This window comes from Chryseobacterium sp. RU37D (assembly GCF_900156075.1).
In the GTDB taxonomy this organism is placed as follows: Bacteria; Bacteroidota; Bacteroidia; order Flavobacteriales; family Weeksellaceae; genus Chryseobacterium.
Genome location: NZ_FTMM01000002.1, coordinates 84,697 through 102,841, shown reverse-complemented (window position 1 = coordinate 102,841; position 18,145 = coordinate 84,697). Strand labels below are relative to the sequence as shown.

Genomic DNA, 18,145 nt, shown 5'->3' with positions numbered 1-18,145 from the left:
TTTATTTAAAAATTATTTATCTTTACAATATATACTCAAATATATGCCTCTCTTCCAGAAAACGATAATCAGTAAATATTTAAAGACTCAAAACACGAAAGAAATTCAGCAGAAATGGGAAATCTTTTGTAATCACTTTCACAATTCCACCATTCAGGAAAATATCAGAAACTCTAAAGAAGAGCAATATCAGGGTGAATTTTTGATCGATCTTTTTGTAAATATTCTAGGCTATACAAAAAACCCGGCCGCAAACTTTAATCTTACCACTGAATATAAAAATATTAAGGACAGCAAAAAAGCAGACGGGGCAATTATAATCAACAATAAAGTGGCTGGGGTTATCGAGCTTAAAGGTACTAATACAACAGATTTAACAAAAATAGAAGATCAGGCATTTGGTTATAAAAACAATCAAAAAGATTGCAAATATATCATTACTTCAAATTTTGATCAGATTTTATATTGATAATGCTATCGAATATTTAGAATTTAATCTCTTTGAGCTTACACAAGAAGATTTTAACGTTCTTTATCTCTGTCTCGCCTTTCAAAATATTTCGGCAGACATTCCCGGAAAGATAAAAGATGAATCTTTAAGTCAGGAAGATGTTATTACCAAAAAGCTTTACAAGGATTATTCTCTATTCAAGCGTGAGCTTTTTCAGAATTTACTTCTGCTCAATCCTGAATTTGACCAGCTTGAGTTATTTAAAAAGTCTCAAAAGCTGCTCGATCGTTTTCTATTCCTGTTTTTTGGTGAAGATAGTGGATTGCTTCCACCAAACTCGGTAAGAATGATTCTTGAGCAGTGGGATAAACTGAGAGATCTTGATGAGTACGTTCCGCTGTATGATAGGTTTAGAAAATATTTTACTTATCTAAATACAGGCTTTAAAGGAAAGCAATTTGATGTTTTCGCTTATAATGGAGGGCTTTTTAAACCAGATGAGATCTTAGATACAATACAAATAGATGACCAGCTTCTTTATACTCACACGTTGCGTTTAGCAGAATATGATTTTGAAAGTGAAGTAGATGTAAATATCCTAGGCCATATTTTCGAAAACTCGCTTAATGAGATTGATGAAATTAAAGCTCAGATTGCCGGTGAATCCATTGATAAGTCTAAGACCAAACGTAAGAAAGACGGTGTTTTTTACACCCCAAAATATATTACAAAATACATTGTTGAAAACACTGTCGGGAAACTTTGCACAGAAAAGAAAGCAGAAATAGGAATTATTGACGAAGACTACTTTACAGACAAAAAGCGTCAGGTAAGAACTAAAGAAATGCTCCTGCAAAAGCTCAAAACATACAGAGCATGGCTTTTGCAGATCACCATCATCGATCCTGCCTGTGGAAGTGGTGCTTTTCTGAATGAAGCCCTCAATTTTCTCATCAATGAACACAAATATCTTGACGAGCTGGAAACTAAACTCCTTGGCGGTGGTTTTGTATTCCCGAATATTGAAAATAGTATCCTTGAAAATAATCTTTTTGGCGTAGACCTCAACGAAGAATCTGTAGAAATCGCTAAACTTTCTCTTTGGCTGCGCACCGCACAACCCCAAAGAAAATTAAACGACCTCAACAATAATATCAAATGTGGAAACTCATTAATTGACGATCCTGAAATTGCCGGAAACAAAGCTTTCAATTGGGAAAAAGAGTTTCCTCAGGTTTTTGAAAAGGGTGGGTTTGATGTGGTGATTGGGAATCCGCCGTATGTTAAGGAGGCTACAAATAAACTTGCTTTTTATGGTTTACACAATCATGCTTGTTACCAAGGTAAGATGGATTTGTGGTATTTCTTTGGTTGGTTAGGATTAGAAATTGCAAAAAAAAACGATGGCATAATTAGTTACATAGCACCAAATAATTGGATAACAAATGATGGAGCATCTAATTTTAGAAAAAAAGTTTTAGAGGAGTCTCAAATAATTGATTTTATTGATTTTGGAGATTATAAAGTTTTTGCAGATGCAGGAATACAGACTATGATTTATGTGATGAGAAAATTGAATGCAAATAAAGCTTACAGATTTTCTTTTTCAAAAATTAATGATAAAAATTTAACTCCAACAGATATATCAAATTTTCTTAATAAAGAAATTTCAGGTAAATATAAGACATATAAAACAATTTTTAATTTAGATAAATTTAAAGAAAATATATTTTCATTTACTGATAATGATTCTGAAAAGATTTTAGAAAAGATTTTGAAAAAAGGAAATTTTTATCTTAACTCCACAGAAATTTTTTCGGGAATTGATATTGGACAAGATTTTATAAATGCTAAAAGTCAATTAATATTGGGTAATAATTTCAAGATCGGTGATGGTGTTTTTAATCTTTCTTTGTCAGAATATGAATCCTATAATTTCATAGAAAGTGAAAAAAGTCTTTTAAAGCCTTTTTATACAACAAAAGAAATTAACAGATATTTTAATAATATTAAAAATAATTTTTGGGTTATATATACTTCATCAAAATTCAAAAACCCTAATGAAATAATTCCATATCCAAATTTAAAATTACACTTAGATAAATTTCAGCAAATTATAACTTCTGACAACAGACCGTATGGACTTCATAGGACAAGAAATGAAGATATATTTTTAGGTGAAAAAATCCTTTCAATTAGAAAATGTGTTAAACCCTCATTTAGTTATGTAGATTTTGATTCATATGTAAATAGAACGTTTAACATTATCAAAAGTAATCGGATAAATTTAAAATTTTTAACTGTTATACTAAATTCTAAACTTATAACTTTTTGGTTATTAAAAAAAGGGAAATTACAAGGAGATATGTTCCAAGTTGATATTAACCCATTAATGTCAATCCCAATAGTTAAATCAAAAATTAATCAACAACCCTTCATCTCCAAAGCCGACCAAATGCTTTCCCTGAACAAAGAGTTACAAGAAATCAATGCAAAATTCCAGAGAACGTTGCTACGGGAATTCTCTATTGAAAAACTCAGCAAAAAAATGGAAAACTGGTACAAACTTCCATTTTCTAATTTCCTTGATGAAATAAAAAAGCAAAAAATAGAGCTTACCCTATCCCAAAAAGCCGAATGGGAAGATTATTTCCTGTCGGAACAGCAAAAGGCCACCACCCTGCAAACTGAAATTCAAAAAACTGATACAGAAATTGATAAAATGGTGTATGAATTATATGGTTTAACAGATGAAGAAATCAAGATTGTGGAAAATTCATAAAAAACAACCTTTGTAACAAAACCACTTTTTCTGCGTCTAACTAGTTTACGAAGTAGAAAAACATTATGAAAAAAACTATTATTACGTCACTTTTCCTGGGAACCATATTTACCTACGCTCAGGAGAAGACTAATAATCAAACCAAAGAAAAACAAATCGAAGCGGTCACGATTACTAAAACTAAAAAAGCCGTTGAACAAAAGGCCGACCGTACCATTTTCGATTTTTCGGAACAACCTCAGCTTAATAACGGAAATGTTTTAGAAGGTATCAAAAAACTTCCGGGCCTTGTATCCACAGACATCGCGGGAATGATGTACCAGGGAAAAGTTTTGGATGTTTATTTAAACGGAAGACCTCTAAATATCACCTCAAACGAACTGAACTCTTTCCTTGAAGGAATGCCCGCTAATTCCGTAGACAGGATTGAAGTGATCACCCAGCCCGGCGCAGAATTTCCTGCAACATCAGGAGGAGCAATCATGAATATTATTACGAATAAAAATGCGAATAAATATTTAACAGCAACGTATTCAGGGAATTATTCTTTCACGAATTATGATAAATTCAGAAGCCGTACAAGTAATTCATTAAACTTAAATGCAAGAAATAAATTATTCGGGTGGCAGCTGAACATTGGTCAAAACTATCGTGAAAGTATGCTAACGACCAATCAGAACGATTTATTAAGAAGTAATACAGACCGATATGGAAGAGGGTATTTTGCAAAATCTGGATTGACTTTCGATCTTGGGGACGATCGTTTGCTATTAAACTACGATATTTATCATAACAACAATGATAATTATACATTGAGTGATGGTTTTGCAGATTTACCCTATAAAAATATTAAAGACAGTATCAGAGAAGGAAAATATGGAGCTTTTGATGCAGCTCATACTTTGAACACAAGGCAAGAAGCCGTTATTACCTACCAAAAGCGTTTTGCGGATAAAGCTCAAAAATTAGACTTTCAATTTGGGTATACAAAATCAAATAGCAAATTTGATCAAGACAATATTTATAGAGATGTTACTTATTTAAACCCTGAAGAAATACAATCGAGATTTTATGGTGGAAATATTCTCAATAATAATTCTGATATGAGAATTGCCAACTTCAAAGTAGACTATTCCCAGCCTTTGAAAATTCTTGATGGAGGAAAAGTAAGCCTAGGCGGATTATACGAAAATCAGAATTTTGAGACAGAAAGCAAAGGCTTAACCAATCTGGAATACAAAAGACAGACGACGGCAACTTATCTGGAATTTCAGGCTAAATTGAAAAAGTTTGATTTTATTTTGGGTACCCGTGCCGAAAACTATGATATTTCGGGAGTTACAAGAGTTTTGAATAGTACAAATTCTGTTGTTCAGAAAGATTTGATTCCTTTTAATAAGTTTAAATTATTTCCGAATGCAAGTGTTCAGTATAACTTAATGAATCAGATTTATATTGCTGCTAATTACAATAAAAAGATCAGCTTACCGAGTATTTCTGCCTTAAATCCAAACAATACAACTTTCCAGGGACCTAATACACAAGTAACAGGTAACCCAAATCTACAACCGACGATTTTTGATAATTATGAATTGAAAATTTCCGCATTTGACTATGCCTTCATCGGGTACAGTGTGAGCTCAGCGAAGAACCAGGTAGCCCAGATCATCAGAAAAGACGGTAAAAATCTGTATAATGAGCAGATCAATATTTCGGATATGAGAATTCATAACTTTAATGTAGGGTTACCTATTCCATTTATGATTTTCAGCAAATCCATCAGTGAGATTATGAAATTTAATTTTAATCCTGATAAAATCAATTTCATGTATATTTATGCAGGTTATCAGAAGCATGACATTGACAACTTAAATAATAAAGGTTTCTGGATTTTCAATATCATGACTCAGATCATCTTACCAAAAGAGATTAAATTAACCGCAAATTACAGCTATCTAACTCCAAAAGCAGGATATTTCTACTTCACGGCAGAAAAGCCTTTCAATAATTCTCTGGATATTACTTTAACCAAGAAATTTATGAATAACCGCCTTACAGTATCTGTTTTCGCGAATGATATTTTAAACGGACAGATAATGCAGGTGCGCTCGAATCCGCCTTCAGGAGAGTCTGTATATCTGAGAAATAAATATGACACGAGAAACTTCGGACTATCAATTAATTATAAAATTCCTACTAAAAATAAGTTAGCAAAAGAAGATCCCAATATCCTGAATCAGACAAAAAAAGAGGAAAATAGCGGTGTAATGCAACAGGGACAATAAATTATTTAAACACCAATTGCACTAATATTTTTGACTTAAAAGTAATATTTTATCAATAGGAACGGGCTTTAGCCCGTTTTTTACGATCCATTTCGAATTGGCTTTAGCCAAAATTTAAAAACCCTTGTCATTCGTGAAAAAAATTCGTACAATTGGTGTTTAAAATTAGAAATCAATCTTCTGAAATCGCCATTGCAAAGTATCAATCAACGTCAATTGATTCAGTTGCAAAGGCAAATCTGTGATGATTTTTAAAGCTAAATTTGCCATCATGCTTCCGACAATTCCAGGCAAAGCACCCAAAACTCCGAGACTGTCGCAATCCGGAAGATTTTCATCAAAAGGCGGTTCAGGGAAAATATCCCTTAGATTCTTACTTCCATTATAATTGAAAATAGCGACTTGCCCTGAAAACCCAAGAATACTTCCGTAAACCAAAGGCTTCTTTAATTTTACACAAATATCATTAACTAAATATCTCGTTTTAAAATTATCAGAACCATCAACGATAATATCAAAGTCGGAAATTATTTTTTCCGCGTTTGATTCGTTAATCTTTTCTTCAATTCCAACGAATTTGACTTGATGATTGAGGTTCTTAACAAATAATTCAGCACTTTTCACTTTGTAAATACCAACCGATTTTTCATTATGGATAACTTGTCGGTTTAAATTATGTAATTCAACCTCATCAAAATCTGCAACACCTAAAGTTCCAACTCCAGCCGCAGCTAAATATTGAATAACAGGACTTCCCAAACCTCCTGCTCCAATCACCAAAACTTTGGAATTCAATATTTTTCTTTGACCCTCCAAACCGATTTCTTCGATAAAAATCTGTCGACTATAGCGGGCAAAAATATCTTCGTTTTTCATTATTGATTTTTAACGCAAAGGCGCAAGGTTAATTTTTAAAATTGTTTTGCCTATTTTCATTCGCAAGGGCATTTTATCCAGCAAATGACAGAATCATTTAGTTTAATTCAAACTTTTTACATTTAAATTCCGCTGTAAACAGCATCCCAATCTTTCATGACTGGATCGTAACCTGCTTTTTTAATGATATTTTTAATCTCTTCCATGCTTCTTTCATCGCTGGTTTCAAACTGTTCCAACGATTCTTTGTCCACAGCATAACCTCCGGGATTGGTTTTTGAAGCCGCACTCATTGCTGTGGCACCCAATGAGATAATATTATTCCTAAACTTTTCGTTTTCTCGCGTCGAAATAGAAATTTCTAAATCTTCATTCCAGATTCGATAAGCACAGATTAATTGTAATAAATCTTTGTCAGACATAATAAAATTTGGTTCAATAATTCCTTCTGCCGGCCGAAGCCTAGGAAATGAAACCGAATATTTGCTTTTCCAATATTGTTTTTGGAGATAATCAATATGAAGAGCATTGAAAAAACTGTCCACACGCCAATCTTCCAAACCAAGCAAAACACCCAATCCCATTTTATGAATTCCGGCTTTCCCAATTCTGTCAGGCGTTTCGAGGCGAAAATTAAAATTAGATTTCTTTCCTTTCGGATGATATTCCTTGTAAACCTCCTGATGATAAGTTTCCTGATATACCAAAACCGCATTCACTCCTGCATCATGAAGCTGTTGATATTCTTCTTCCGACAAAGGCTGAACTTCAATTGAAATATTCGCAAAATGGGGCTTTAACAAACGAACGGCATTCAAAAAATAATCAATTCCGACGGTTTTATTGGCTTCTCCACTCACCAGCAACACATGATTAACACCCATTGATTTTAAAACAGAGGCTTCAATCAATAATTCCGTATTCGAAAGCGTTTTCCTTTTAATAGAATTATCTAAACTAAAACCGCAATATGTACAAATATTCTGACATTCATTACTTAAATACAGCGGTGCATACAACTGAATCGTTTTTCCAAAACGTTTTTGAGTAAGCTGTTGTGTCATTTTCGCCATTAATTCCAACTTTTCCGCAGCAACAGGAGAGAGAAAATTAAGGAAATCTTCTATTGTTTTATTCTTTTTTTGAAGACTGTTTTCCACATCAGACAATGTCACTTTTTCAAGTCTCGCTTTCACCTCATCCCATTGATATTTTTCAAAAAAATCTTTAAAACTCTGCATAAAATTTAGTTTTAATCAAACAAAAAGGAAGTTAGCGGACTTGATGCTTCCGCATGATTAGAGATTGCTCCCAAGCCGGCTTCAAAAGCTCTTCTTCCCGCGATAACCCCTTCTTTAAAAGCCAATGCCATATTAACCGGATTTTGTGCAACTGCAATTGCTGTATTTACCAAAACCGCATCTGCTCCCATTTCCATAGCTTTCGAAGCATCAGAAGGAGCTCCAATTCCTGCATCAACGACAACCGGAACATTACTTTGAGCAATGATTATCTCTAAAAAGTCCAATGTTCTTAGCCCTTTATTTGTCCCAATCGGTGCTCCCAAGGGCATCACAACAGCTGTTCCCGCTTCTTCCAAGCGTTTGCATAAAACCGGATCTGCGTGAATATAAGGCATTACGATAAATCCTAGTTTTGCCAATTCTTCTGTTGCATACAATGTTTCAATCGGATCAGGTAACAAATATTTCGGATCGGGATGGATTTCTAATTTCACCCAATTCGTTTCCAATGCTTCTCTTGCCAGTTGTGCTGCCAAAACGGCTTCTTTCGCTGTCCTAGCCCCTGAAGTATTGGGTAAAAGATGAGATTTTGTTGGCTTTAAAGCGTTTAAAATATCATCTTCCGAAGAATTGGCATCAATTCTTTTTAATGCCATCGTCACCAGTTCACTTTCTGAGGCGATGATGGAATCGGTCATTTCTGAAAGGTTTCCGAATTTTCCTGTTCCTAAAAACAATCGCGATTCGAAAGTTCTGTCTGCTATAAGCAAAGGTTGATTTTTCATTGCATTGCTGTTTTAAATTTTTTGATAATAGAAGGCTGATTGGTGATTTGTCTGGAAACCGCTGCTCCGTAAATCCCAATTGACCGTAGTAATTCGATGTCACTCAGAACTACTCCGCCGATCGCAAAGATTTTTGGAATTTCTAAAGATTTCTCTTTTAAATCCCAAATGATTTTCTCATATTCTTCGAAATCTAAAATCGGGCTCAATTGTTCTTTAGTCGAAGTAAATCGTAATGGTCCCAAACCTATATAATCACACGGTTCATTCATTCTTTGAAGAACATCTGAAATCGTATTCGCTGTTCCTCCAATAATTTTATTTTCTCCTAAAACATGTCGGGCAATTTCAATCGAAATATCTTTTAAGCCCAAATGAACACCGTCTGCATCGAGATCTTTTGCTATATGAACATGATCGTTGATAATACAAATTGTTTGATTATCCGAACATAATTTCTTTGAAATTTCACAAAGTTTGATGAAATCATTTTCGGGAGCATTTTTCCAACGAACCTGAATCCATTTGATTCCGTTATCAAGAGCTTTTTTGATGTTTAGCTCCTGATCTTCTATGGTGAAGCCTTGAGATATGTATTGTAATTTTTCCATTTCATTTTTTAATTTGAACACAAAGGACACAATGTTTTTATTTTATGCTGTTTTTAAGTTTCACAAAGCCGTTTCACTTAACGAAGATTACAAAGTTTTAATGGTGAAATCCTAATAAATTTGGATTACTTGTTAAAAATTTTTCAATGTATGATTTTCCTTTTCGACAGGCATTTTCCAAATTCTCTCCTTTGGCTAAATGACTTGCAATGGCGGAAGAAAGTACACAACCTGAGCCGTGTTTCGGATAAAAAACAGAAGTTGTGTTGTTCGGTTCAATGAATATTTCTTTTCCTTTTTGAATTAAAATATCTGTTCCTAATCTCTCTTTCCTGTGACCTCCTTTAATTAAAACCGGACAAGGATTTTCATAATTTTCAAAAACATGATTTTCTTTCAAAACCTTATATTCATTGTAATTTGGAGTAATTAAATCAATCTGGTCTAAAGCATTTTTTAAGTCTGAAATTGTGTTTAGATCAAAAAAAGAAAACTCAGAAGTACTTTTCAAGACAGGATCCCAAACGATTTTAGTTTCGGAATTATTATTTTTAATTGTTTTAATAATCTTATTTAAAAATTCTGCATCCTTAACTACTCCAATTTTCACCGTTTCGACATGATAATTTTTCATTAAAACATCAATTGCTGATAAAATTGTTTCTAAAGACTGCCATTCCAGACTTAGACATTGTGATTCCGTCTGAATCGTCATTGCCGTACAAACGCCCAACCCCTGAACTTTTAACTGTTCAAATGTTTTGATGTCCGCCAGTAAACCAGCACCTCCACTTGGATCGAAACCTGCTACACTAATTACAAAGGGACGTTCTGTCTGCATGTTTTGAAAACATTTAAAGGTTCATCATTCTCCCAGATCGCACCTAATAAAGCCACACCATCTACTTCACTGTCAAAAACTTCCTGAATATTATTTTCATTAATTCCTCCCAAAGCGATCAGTTTTACTTTTGAATTATTTCGTCTTTTGATATCATTTAAAATATTCGAATTTTCACCGTATCCTTTTTTAGAAATACTTTGGAAAACCGGACTGATAAAAGCATATTCCCAACTTTCATTCAATTCATTAAAACTTTCAATACCATGAACCGATGTCGAAATTATACTATCTGTAAAGCTTTTAAACAAACCATTTTGCCTGTCAATTTCTCTGAAATGAAATCTTAAAATATTAAAATCTTTCGCCAAATCATAATGACTGTGCAAAACCAATTGATGATGAAATTTAGAATCTATACTCTGAATAAAATCCATCATTTTTTCTGAATCAATGAAAGGTTTTCTGACATGAAGCAAATTTAATCCTTCATGAAATAATTCATTGATAATCTCAACTTCATTCTGAACAAATTCTTCGGGAGTAATTACGATGATCATATATAAATTTCTTTCCCTTTTTCGATGAACTCCTGAGATTTGTCAAGCATTCCTTTTTCTGCAGATTCACGAATTTCCTGCGTGATTTTCATCGAACAGAATTTTGGACCACACATTGAACAGAAATGCGCAATTTTTGCTCCGTCTGCCGGAAGTGTTTCATCATGATAAGATCGCGCTGTTTCAGGATCTAATGAAAGGTTAAATTGATCTTCCCAACGGAATTCAAATCTTGCCTTACTTAAAGCATTATCTCTGTACTGCGCTCCGGGATGACCTTTCGCCAAATCTGCAGCATGAGCAGCCAGTTTATAAGTAATCACTCCAACTTTTACATCATCTCTGTTCGGAAGTCCTAAATGTTCTTTTGGCGTCACATAACAAAGCATGGCACAACCAAACCACCCGATCATCGCCGCTCCGATTCCCGAAGTAATATGATCGTAACCCGGAGCAATATCTGTCGTCAAAGGTCCTAAAGTGTAAAACGGAGCTTCATCACATACTTCCAATTGCTTCTCCATGTTTTCTTTAATCATGTGCATCGGAACGTGACCGGGACCTTCGATCATCACCTGAACATTATGTTTCCATGCAATTTTTGTCAGTTCACCTAAGGTTTCTAATTCTGCAAATTGTGCTTCATCATTGGCATCAGCAATCGAACCAGGACGAAGACCGTCACCTAAAGAAAAGGCAACATCATATTTTTTCATGATTTCGCAGATTTCCTCAAAATGCGTGTACAAAAAGTTTTCTTTATGGTGAAACAGACACCATTTTGCCATGATAGAGCCACCTCTGGAAACAATTCCTGTCACACGTTTTGCCGTTAAATGAATATATCTCAACAAAACTCCGGCGTGAATCGTGAAATAGGAAACGCCTTGCTCTGCCTGTTCGATCAATGTATCTTTAAAAATTTCCCATGTTAAATCTTCTGCAACACCTTTTACTTTTTCCAATGCCTGATAAATCGGCACAGTACCAATCGGAACCGGACTGTTTCTAATGATCCACTCTCTGGTTTCATGGATATTTTTTCCTGTAGACAAATCCATAATCGTATCGGCGCCCCATCTGCAAGCCCAAACCGCTTTTTCAACTTCTTCTTCAATACTCGATGAAACGGCACTGTTTCCGATGTTAGCATTAATTTTAACCAGGAAATTTCGCCCGATAATCATCGGTTCGCTTTCTGGATGATTGATATTGTTGGGAATTATGGCTCTTCCGGCCGCAATTTCGTCTCTTACAAATTCAGGTGTGATTTTATTTTTAGGAGTTTTGGCTCCGAAACTGTTTCCCTGATGTTGAAAAGCCATATCTTTTGAAACAGAATCCAACTGCTCAATTCTTTGGTTTTCTCTGATGGCGATATATTCCATTTCAGGTGTGATGATTCCCTGTTTTGCGTAATATAATTGGGTAACTTGCTGTCCTTCTTTAGCCACTTTTGGTTTGTGATTGTAAGAAAAACGCAATTCATCAAGTTTTGAATCGGCCAATCGGGCTTTTCCATATTCAGAAGTAATTCCCTCAAGAATTTCTACATCATTTCTGTCTAAAATCCATTGTTCGCGGATTCTCGGAAGCCCTTTTTCGATATTTATTTCAGAATTTTCATCGGTGTAAGCTCCTGATGTATCGTAAACTGTAACTGGCGGATTATGTTCTAATGTTCCGTTGGATAATTTTGTCGGACTTAGTTGTATTTCGCGCATCGCTACATTGATCGGATGAATTTTTCCTTCAACATAGATTTTTTTTGAGTTCGGAAACGGCGAACGGGTGATGTTATGAGCCATATAATTTTTGTTTTTTATAGAAAATTAGCCGCCTTGAGTAGCAGTGATGATTAAAATTGAATCTTTGTCGTTGAGAAATGTTTCCGCCCAGAATGACTGCGGAATAATGCGATTGTTGAGTGCTACAGCGATTCCTTTTTTCTTTTCAGGTAATTCCATAGCAATGAGCGCTTCCAGATTTTCGGGAAGTACTTCAAAATTTCTTGTCGTGTGATTGATTGTGAGCTCCATTCCTTACATTTTTAAAATGCACCCTAGGAATGGCTGTTATTGTACAATAGAATGTACAGCAAAAGTCATCTACTTTTCCCTACGCTAGTATGATCTAGAAATCAGGTTCAAAGGGTAAAATCTCAGCCCGTTTGTTTAACAGACACCCCTAAAGTGTGGGACGAAGTTAGACAATTTTTTAGAATGGGCAAAATTTTTGAGAGGAGATGGAAGCGGGTAATGGTGAGGTTGGAAATTTTTTTCAAACCTTGAAGGTTTAAATGAAGAAGATTATTCTTCACAGGCCTTCCAAACCGCATCGTTCTGCGGAACTGGAGCCGTAATTTTAATTTTTTCTTTGGTAACTGGATGAATAAATTCCAGTTTTCTGGCATGAAGATTAATTCCACCGTCAGGATTAGAACGAGGTGAACCATACTTTAAATCACCTTTAATCGGAACTCCCGTTTTTGATAATTGTGCTCTGATCTGATGATGTCTTCCTGTTTCAAGATCGATTTCCAATAGAAGATAATTATCTAATGTCTTAATGACATTGTAGGTAAGGATCGCTTCTTTTGCACTGTCCGTTGCTTTTGGGAAAACAATGGCTTTGTTATTTTTCTCGTTTTTCTTTAAATAATGAACCAGTCTTTGCGTTTTAGGAATCATTTCCTTAGCCACGACAGCCCAATATGTTTTTTTAACTTCACGGTTTTTAACCATTTGTGTTAAACGGGACAATGCTTTGGAAGTTTTAGCATAAATCACCAAACCCGAAGTAGGTCTGTCAATACGATGAACCAAACCCAGAAAAACATTTCCGGGTTTAGCATCGCGTTTTTTTATGAAATCTTTGATTAATTCTAATAATGAATCATCACCGGTTTTGTCGCCCTGTACAAGCTGACCGACTTTTTTATTGATGACTAAAAGATGGTTATCTTCATAAATAATCTGCTCCTCCATGATTTACTGTCGATAAGTAGGCCTGTTTACAAAAGATAAAATAATCCCAGCCAAAAGACCAATGGTTTTAAGAGATGAAAGTTTTGAGTCTTGCGGTAAAAAAGCTCCAATTACACAGATTGCAGCTGCAGCATACATAGCATACACAAAATTTTTGTTCGTAAGCAAAGGTGCCTGCAAGAAAAAACTCACACCAATAAGAACATAGAAAACTTTTCTTGAAAGTAAATCGTTTATTTCCTGTGAGAAGAGATTAAACCATCCCGCCGCAAGACAAAGCAATGCAACAACAGATAAAATTCCTTGTATAGACTGTTGGTTTCTCATCAATTAGTAGCTTTCGTTCTCATTAGGGAAATCCTGTCCTTTCACATCTTTCACGTATTGAGCAACTGCTTCAGTGATTTCTGTATACAAATCAAGATATCTTCTTAAAAATTTTGGGCTGAAACCTTTGTTCATTCCTACCATATCGTGGTACACCAAAACCTGTCCATCGCAATGAAGGCCAGCCCCTATCCCGATAGTTGGGATAGAAATAGATTCCGTTACTTTTTTAGCCAAATCTGCAGGAATTTTTTCCAAAACAACAGAAAAACATCCCAATTCTTCTAAAAGCTGTGCATCGGTAATTAATTTTTCAGCTTCTGCTTCTTCCTTTGCTCTTACTTTATATGTCCCGAATTTATAAATGGATTGTGGGGTTAATCCCAAATGTCCCATAACGGGAATTCCGGCATTGATAATTTTCTTAATAGATTTTGAAATCTCTTTTCCTCCTTCAATTTTCACAGCATGAGCACCTCCTTCTTTCATCATTCTTACCGCAGATTCCAATGCTTTTTCAGGGTTACTCTGATATGTTCCGAAAGGTAGATCAGCAACTACCAAAGCTCTATCAGTTCCTCTGACGACACTTTGAGAATGGTAAATCATCTGATCCAAAGTAATTGGCAAGGTCGTTTCAAAACCAGCCATCACATTTGCTGCAGAATCCCCGATCAGCACGGCATCAATTCCTCCGGCATCTACCATTTTCGCAGTAGTATAATCGTATGCAGTAAGCATTGTTATTTTTTCCTTGTCGAATTTCATTTTACGCAAGGTTTCAGTCGTAACTTTTTTAATTTCAGAGTGAACAGACATAATAGTATCTATTTTAAAAGTTAAAAAGTCGGCTTTCGCCGACTCAAGTTTTGTATGATTTTTATAAAACTACGTGTCCTAGTTTCATTAATTTATCGTGGTTGAGGATTTTGATGTTTCTTCCGTCTACTTCGATGAGATTGTCTCCTTTAAATTCAGAAATCAAACGGATTGCACTTTCTGTAGCCGTTCCGATAATGTTTGCAATTTCTTCTCTTGTTAAAGAAATTTTGATAAACCCCTCAGGATCAACGCCTAATTTCTGTTCCAATAGCAATAAAATTTCGGCTAATCTTTCTCTCACTGTTTTCTGAGCCAGAAAAGTAATCGTGTTGGAAGATTCTCCCAATTCGTAAGAAATCTTCTGAAGCATTACAAATGACAGCTGAGAATCTACTTCCAATAAGTACATGAAAACATCTGCCGGTAAAAATGTAGCTTCAATATCTGTCATAGCCTCGGCCTTTGCTTGGAAATTTTCCCCGCAAAGTAAAGAACGATAGCCGATGATGTCCCCCTCTTTGATAAATCTTAAAATCTGATCTTTTCCGAAAGCACCTGATTTTGAAAGCTTTGCAGCCCCCCTTTCCAGAACAAACACTCCTTTTGGTGTTTCTCCGTCCTCGAAAATCGTATCATGCTTCTGAAAGCTCAGTTTCTTTTTCGCATTGATGTATTTCTCAAAATCTGCACTAGAAAGTCTTTCCTTAAATGATTTATCATTAAAAACTCTGGCGAACCTCTCTTCAATTGCAATCTGTTGTTCCTGCGACATTTTATATGACATTTATCACAAAAATAGAACTTTTTAACTCGATAAACAAAAAAATTTGTTATAATTTTGTAGTTCAATAATTTATGAAGGTGAGCGAGAATTGTTTTCATTGTGGTCAAGGTATCGAAAAGGAAAGAATTTTGTTTGATGAAAAGACTTTCTGCTGCAACGGCTGCAAGTCTGTTTACGAAATTCTGAATATCAATAATTTAACTAATTTTTACGAATTAAATAAAAGAGCGGGAATCCGGCCAGACGAAAGTTCTTCACAGTTTGAATATCTTGATACCCAGGAGATTTTCGAAAAGGTAACGGATTTCTCTGAAGGAAACACCAGTTTAGTTACTTTTAAAATTCCTGTAATCCACTGTTCTTCATGTATTTGGCTATTAGAAAGTCTTCACACTTTAAATAAAAATATTAAATATTCCCAGGTTAATTTCACAAGAAAAACTCTGCAGATCTCATTCAATCATAATGATTTAACATTAAGCGAGTTAGCTAATTTTTTAACCAATCTAGGATATAAGCCTGTCATCAGCCTTGAGACTGCGGATAAGAATGTTGAAAATTTAGACAAATCCTTGCTTGTAAAATTTGCGATTGCCGCTTTTGCCTTTGGTAACGGGATGTTTCTGGCTTTTCCAGAATATGTGGGTGGTGAAGATTATTGGATGGAGCATTACAAAGGACTTTTCAGGGCATTGATGTGTCTTTTAGCGATTCCGGTGGTGGTTTATTCTGCATCAGATTATTATAAATCAGCTTGGTATGGCTTAAAGAATAAAATTGTTAATATCGATGTTCCTATCGTCCTAGGAATTATTGTTTTGTTTGGGCGAAGCTTGTATGAAGTTGCAACTAATTATGGACCAGGCTATTTCGACACATTGTGTGGTCTTCTGTTTTTTATGCTTTTAGGGAAAATTTTTCAGAAGAGAACATATAATGCACTTTCTTACGACCGGGATTATAAATCTTTTTACCCAATTGCTGTAACGAAAGTTGATTTTGATGGAAAGCAGGATAATATTTTACTTTCTGAAGTTAAAATCGGAGACAGAATTTTGGTTAGAAATCAGGAAATTATTCCTGTTGATGCGATTTTGATTAATGGTGAAGGAAATATCGACAACAGCTTTATTACCGGAGAAAGTGCGACAATCAGCAAACAGCCGGGAGATAAAATTTTCGCAGGAGGTAAACAAATAGGCTCTTCTCTGGAACTTGAAGTGATTAAAAATGTTGATCAAAGTTATCTCACACAGCTTTGGAATAAGGAAGCATTTAAAAAGCATGAAACGGGGCTTGACACACTGACCAATAACATCAGTAAATATTTCACTTTCATTATTTTAGGCATTGCTCTAATTTCCGGAATTTATTGGGCAACCGTAGATCTGGAGAAAATGTTTCAAGTTGTTTCTGCGATTTTAATTATTGCCTGCCCTTGTGCGCTTGCCCTGTCTGCACCGTTCACATTCGGACACATTATGAGAATTTTAGGCCGGAATAAGTTTTATGTAAAAGATACCTTGACGATTGAAAAGATTGCAAAACTGGACACCATTGTTTTTGATAAAACGGGAACAATTACCTACAGAAAAAAATCAAATATTAAATTCGAAGGAACTGAAATTAAAGAATTTGATTTACTGAATATTAAAACTTTATTAAAGAATTCTAATCACCCGCTTTCCAAATCTTTGTATGAGTTTATTGACATTAAAGACGAATATTTCCCTGTAGAAAATTTTCAGGAGATCTCAGGAAAAGGATATGAGGCAAGTGTAAGGGGAAATATTTATAAAATAGGTTCTGCAAGCTATAACGGCCAGCAATCTAAAAACCTTGAGACAGCCGCTTATATCAGCAAAAACGATCAATATTTAGGTAAATTTATCTTTAAAAATGAGTATCGGGAAAATCTTAAAAATCTATTTAAAAAACTAACAAATTATAAAGTTTTTATTCTGAGCGGCGACAATTCTTCGGAAGAAAACCAATTAAAAGAGCTGATCCCGGCTTACAAGGGAATGTCTTTTAATCAAAGCCCGGAGGATAAATTGAATTACATCAAAAATCTTCAGGATCAGAATATGAAAGTTGCCATGCTAGGTGACGGGCTGAACGATGCCGGAGCCTTAAAACAAAGTAATGTAGGAATAGCCATTGCAGATGATTCCAACAGTTTTACCCCTTCTTCGGATGTCATTATGAACGGTGAAAAAGTGGTGAGTTTAGACAAATACCTGAATGTCTGCAAAGGTTCGATCACGATTGTGAAAATAACATTTATAATCAGTTTTCTTTACAATGCTGTCGGCTTAAGTTACGCAGTTACAGGATATATGCATCCTCTTTTTGCAGCACTTATCATGCCGGCAAGCTCTATCACGGTGGTTTCTTTTACAACACTTTCGACTTGGATCCTTGGAAGAAAATATTTTAAAAAAGAGGCTTAACAAGCGTTATTTAGACTGATTTTAAATTAGCCAAAACCCGTATTTCGTGATGAAAGTCATTATTTTTCACTAAATTTGAACCCCGAAAATAGGTTAATTTTGTTGTCTGATGGATATTCTATATTTAATGATCCTTTGCAGTGTTTCTTTGGCTGCAGTTTTCCTGGTCGTTTTTATAGTCAATGCTAGGAAAGGACAGTTTGAAGATGATGAATCTCCTGCTGTAAGAATTCTCTTCGACTCTGATGAAATCAAGGAAAAAGAAGACAATGGAAACAAAGAAGGCAATGATGAAAAAGGAGGAAATAATAAAATTGAAGAAAAAAGTGAATAGTTG

Annotated in this window: 17 protein-coding genes and 1 riboswitch; of the genes, 5 read left to right on the top strand and 12 right to left on the bottom strand. The window is 34.8% G+C overall.

Annotation, left to right across the window (positions count from 1 at the left end; genetic code table 11):
* Positions 1 to 43 precede the first annotated feature (43 nt).
* The 3 genes from BW926_RS14490 to BW926_RS01380 all read left to right on the top strand — a co-directional run bounded on the left by BW926_RS14490 (position 44) and on the right by BW926_RS01380 (position 5,518).
* Complete coding sequence (locus BW926_RS14490; RefSeq protein WP_228403371.1) at positions 44 to 469, top strand: hypothetical protein; 426 nt, start codon at positions 44 to 46, stop codon at positions 467 to 469.
* Positions 450 to 3,233 (top strand): Eco57I restriction-modification methylase domain-containing protein, encoded by a 2,784-nt coding sequence (locus BW926_RS01385; protein ID WP_228403370.1) that lies wholly within the window; start codon positions 450 to 452, stop codon positions 3,231 to 3,233. Before BW926_RS14490 ends, BW926_RS01385 begins: the two co-directional genes overlap by 20 nt.
* A gap of 65 nt (positions 3,234 to 3,298) precedes the next feature.
* Positions 3,299 to 5,518: an outer membrane beta-barrel protein gene (locus BW926_RS01380; protein ID WP_076443607.1), complete on the top strand. Its 2,220-nt coding sequence runs from the start codon at positions 3,299 to 3,301 to the stop codon at positions 5,516 to 5,518.
* Between the two features lie 165 nt (positions 5,519 to 5,683).
* Here BW926_RS01380 and BW926_RS01375 read toward each other — a convergent pair whose 3' ends face one another.
* The 12 genes from BW926_RS01375 to BW926_RS01320 all read right to left on the bottom strand — a co-directional run bounded on the left by BW926_RS01375 (position 5,684) and on the right by BW926_RS01320 (position 15,343).
* Positions 5,684 to 6,394: a HesA/MoeB/ThiF family protein gene (locus tag BW926_RS01375; protein ID WP_076443606.1), complete on the bottom strand. Its 711-nt coding sequence runs from the start codon at positions 6,392 to 6,394 to the stop codon at positions 5,684 to 5,686.
* A gap of 122 nt (positions 6,395 to 6,516) precedes the next feature.
* Complete coding sequence (thiH, locus tag BW926_RS01370; RefSeq protein ID WP_076443605.1) at positions 6,517 to 7,635, bottom strand: 2-iminoacetate synthase ThiH; 1,119 nt, start codon at positions 7,633 to 7,635, stop codon at positions 6,517 to 6,519.
* Between the two features lie 11 nt (positions 7,636 to 7,646).
* Entirely contained in the window at positions 7,647 to 8,423 is a 777-nt protein-coding gene (locus BW926_RS01365; RefSeq protein WP_076443604.1) for a thiazole synthase, read from the bottom strand.
* Positions 8,420 to 9,034, bottom strand: coding sequence for a thiamine phosphate synthase (locus tag BW926_RS01360; protein ID WP_076443682.1), 615 nt, complete (start codon positions 9,032 to 9,034; stop codon positions 8,420 to 8,422). The genes BW926_RS01365 and BW926_RS01360 overlap by 4 nt, the downstream gene beginning before the upstream one ends.
* Before the next feature lie 97 nt (positions 9,035 to 9,131).
* Positions 9,132 to 9,875, bottom strand: a complete 744-nt coding sequence (locus BW926_RS01355; RefSeq protein WP_076443603.1) for a hydroxymethylpyrimidine/phosphomethylpyrimidine kinase — start codon at positions 9,873 to 9,875, stop codon at positions 9,132 to 9,134.
* Positions 9,851 to 10,435 carry a thiamine phosphate synthase gene (locus BW926_RS01350; protein WP_076443602.1) on the bottom strand — a complete coding sequence of 195 codons (585 nt, stop codon included), beginning with the start codon at positions 10,433 to 10,435 and terminating at the stop codon, positions 9,851 to 9,853. The genes BW926_RS01355 and BW926_RS01350 overlap by 25 nt, the downstream gene beginning before the upstream one ends.
* Positions 10,432 to 12,243 (bottom strand): phosphomethylpyrimidine synthase ThiC, encoded by a 1,812-nt coding sequence (thiC, locus tag BW926_RS01345; RefSeq protein WP_076443601.1) that lies wholly within the window; start codon positions 12,241 to 12,243, stop codon positions 10,432 to 10,434. The genes BW926_RS01350 and thiC overlap by 4 nt, the downstream gene beginning before the upstream one ends.
* Before the next feature lie 24 nt (positions 12,244 to 12,267).
* The gene (gene thiS, locus BW926_RS01340) at positions 12,268 to 12,474 is read right to left on the bottom strand and encodes a sulfur carrier protein ThiS (RefSeq protein ID WP_076443600.1); all 207 of its coding nucleotides are present in this window, start codon (positions 12,472 to 12,474) and stop codon (positions 12,268 to 12,270) included.
* A 59-nt stretch (positions 12,475 to 12,533) separates the two neighbouring features.
* Positions 12,534 to 12,634: riboswitch (TPP riboswitch) on the bottom strand.
* 110 nt (positions 12,635 to 12,744) lie between these two features.
* Positions 12,745 to 13,422, bottom strand: a complete 678-nt coding sequence (locus tag BW926_RS01335) for an RluA family pseudouridine synthase (protein WP_410493236.1) — start codon at positions 13,420 to 13,422, stop codon at positions 12,745 to 12,747.
* A 3-nt stretch (positions 13,423 to 13,425) separates the two neighbouring features.
* A complete protein-coding gene (locus BW926_RS01330; RefSeq protein ID WP_076443598.1) occupies positions 13,426 to 13,749 on the bottom strand; it encodes a hypothetical protein in 324 nt (107 codons plus the stop codon).
* A gap of 3 nt (positions 13,750 to 13,752) precedes the next feature.
* A complete protein-coding gene (gene panB / locus BW926_RS01325) occupies positions 13,753 to 14,568 on the bottom strand; it encodes a 3-methyl-2-oxobutanoate hydroxymethyltransferase (protein ID WP_076443597.1) in 816 nt (271 codons plus the stop codon).
* Between the two features lie 61 nt (positions 14,569 to 14,629).
* Entirely contained in the window at positions 14,630 to 15,343 is a 714-nt protein-coding gene (locus BW926_RS01320; protein ID WP_076443596.1) for a Crp/Fnr family transcriptional regulator, read from the bottom strand.
* Between the two features lie 89 nt (positions 15,344 to 15,432).
* Between BW926_RS01320 and BW926_RS01315 the strand changes: the two genes are divergently transcribed.
* Both BW926_RS01315 and ccoS read left to right on the top strand, forming a co-directional pair.
* On the top strand, positions 15,433 to 17,808 hold the full coding sequence (locus BW926_RS01315; protein WP_179077969.1) for a heavy metal translocating P-type ATPase: 2,376 nt from the start codon (positions 15,433 to 15,435) through the stop codon (positions 17,806 to 17,808).
* Positions 17,809 to 17,917: 109 nt separating this feature from the next.
* Positions 17,918 to 18,142, top strand: coding sequence for a cbb3-type cytochrome oxidase assembly protein CcoS (gene ccoS / locus BW926_RS01310; protein ID WP_076443594.1), 225 nt, complete (start codon positions 17,918 to 17,920; stop codon positions 18,140 to 18,142).
* The last annotated feature ends 3 nt before the right edge of the window (positions 18,143 to 18,145 follow it).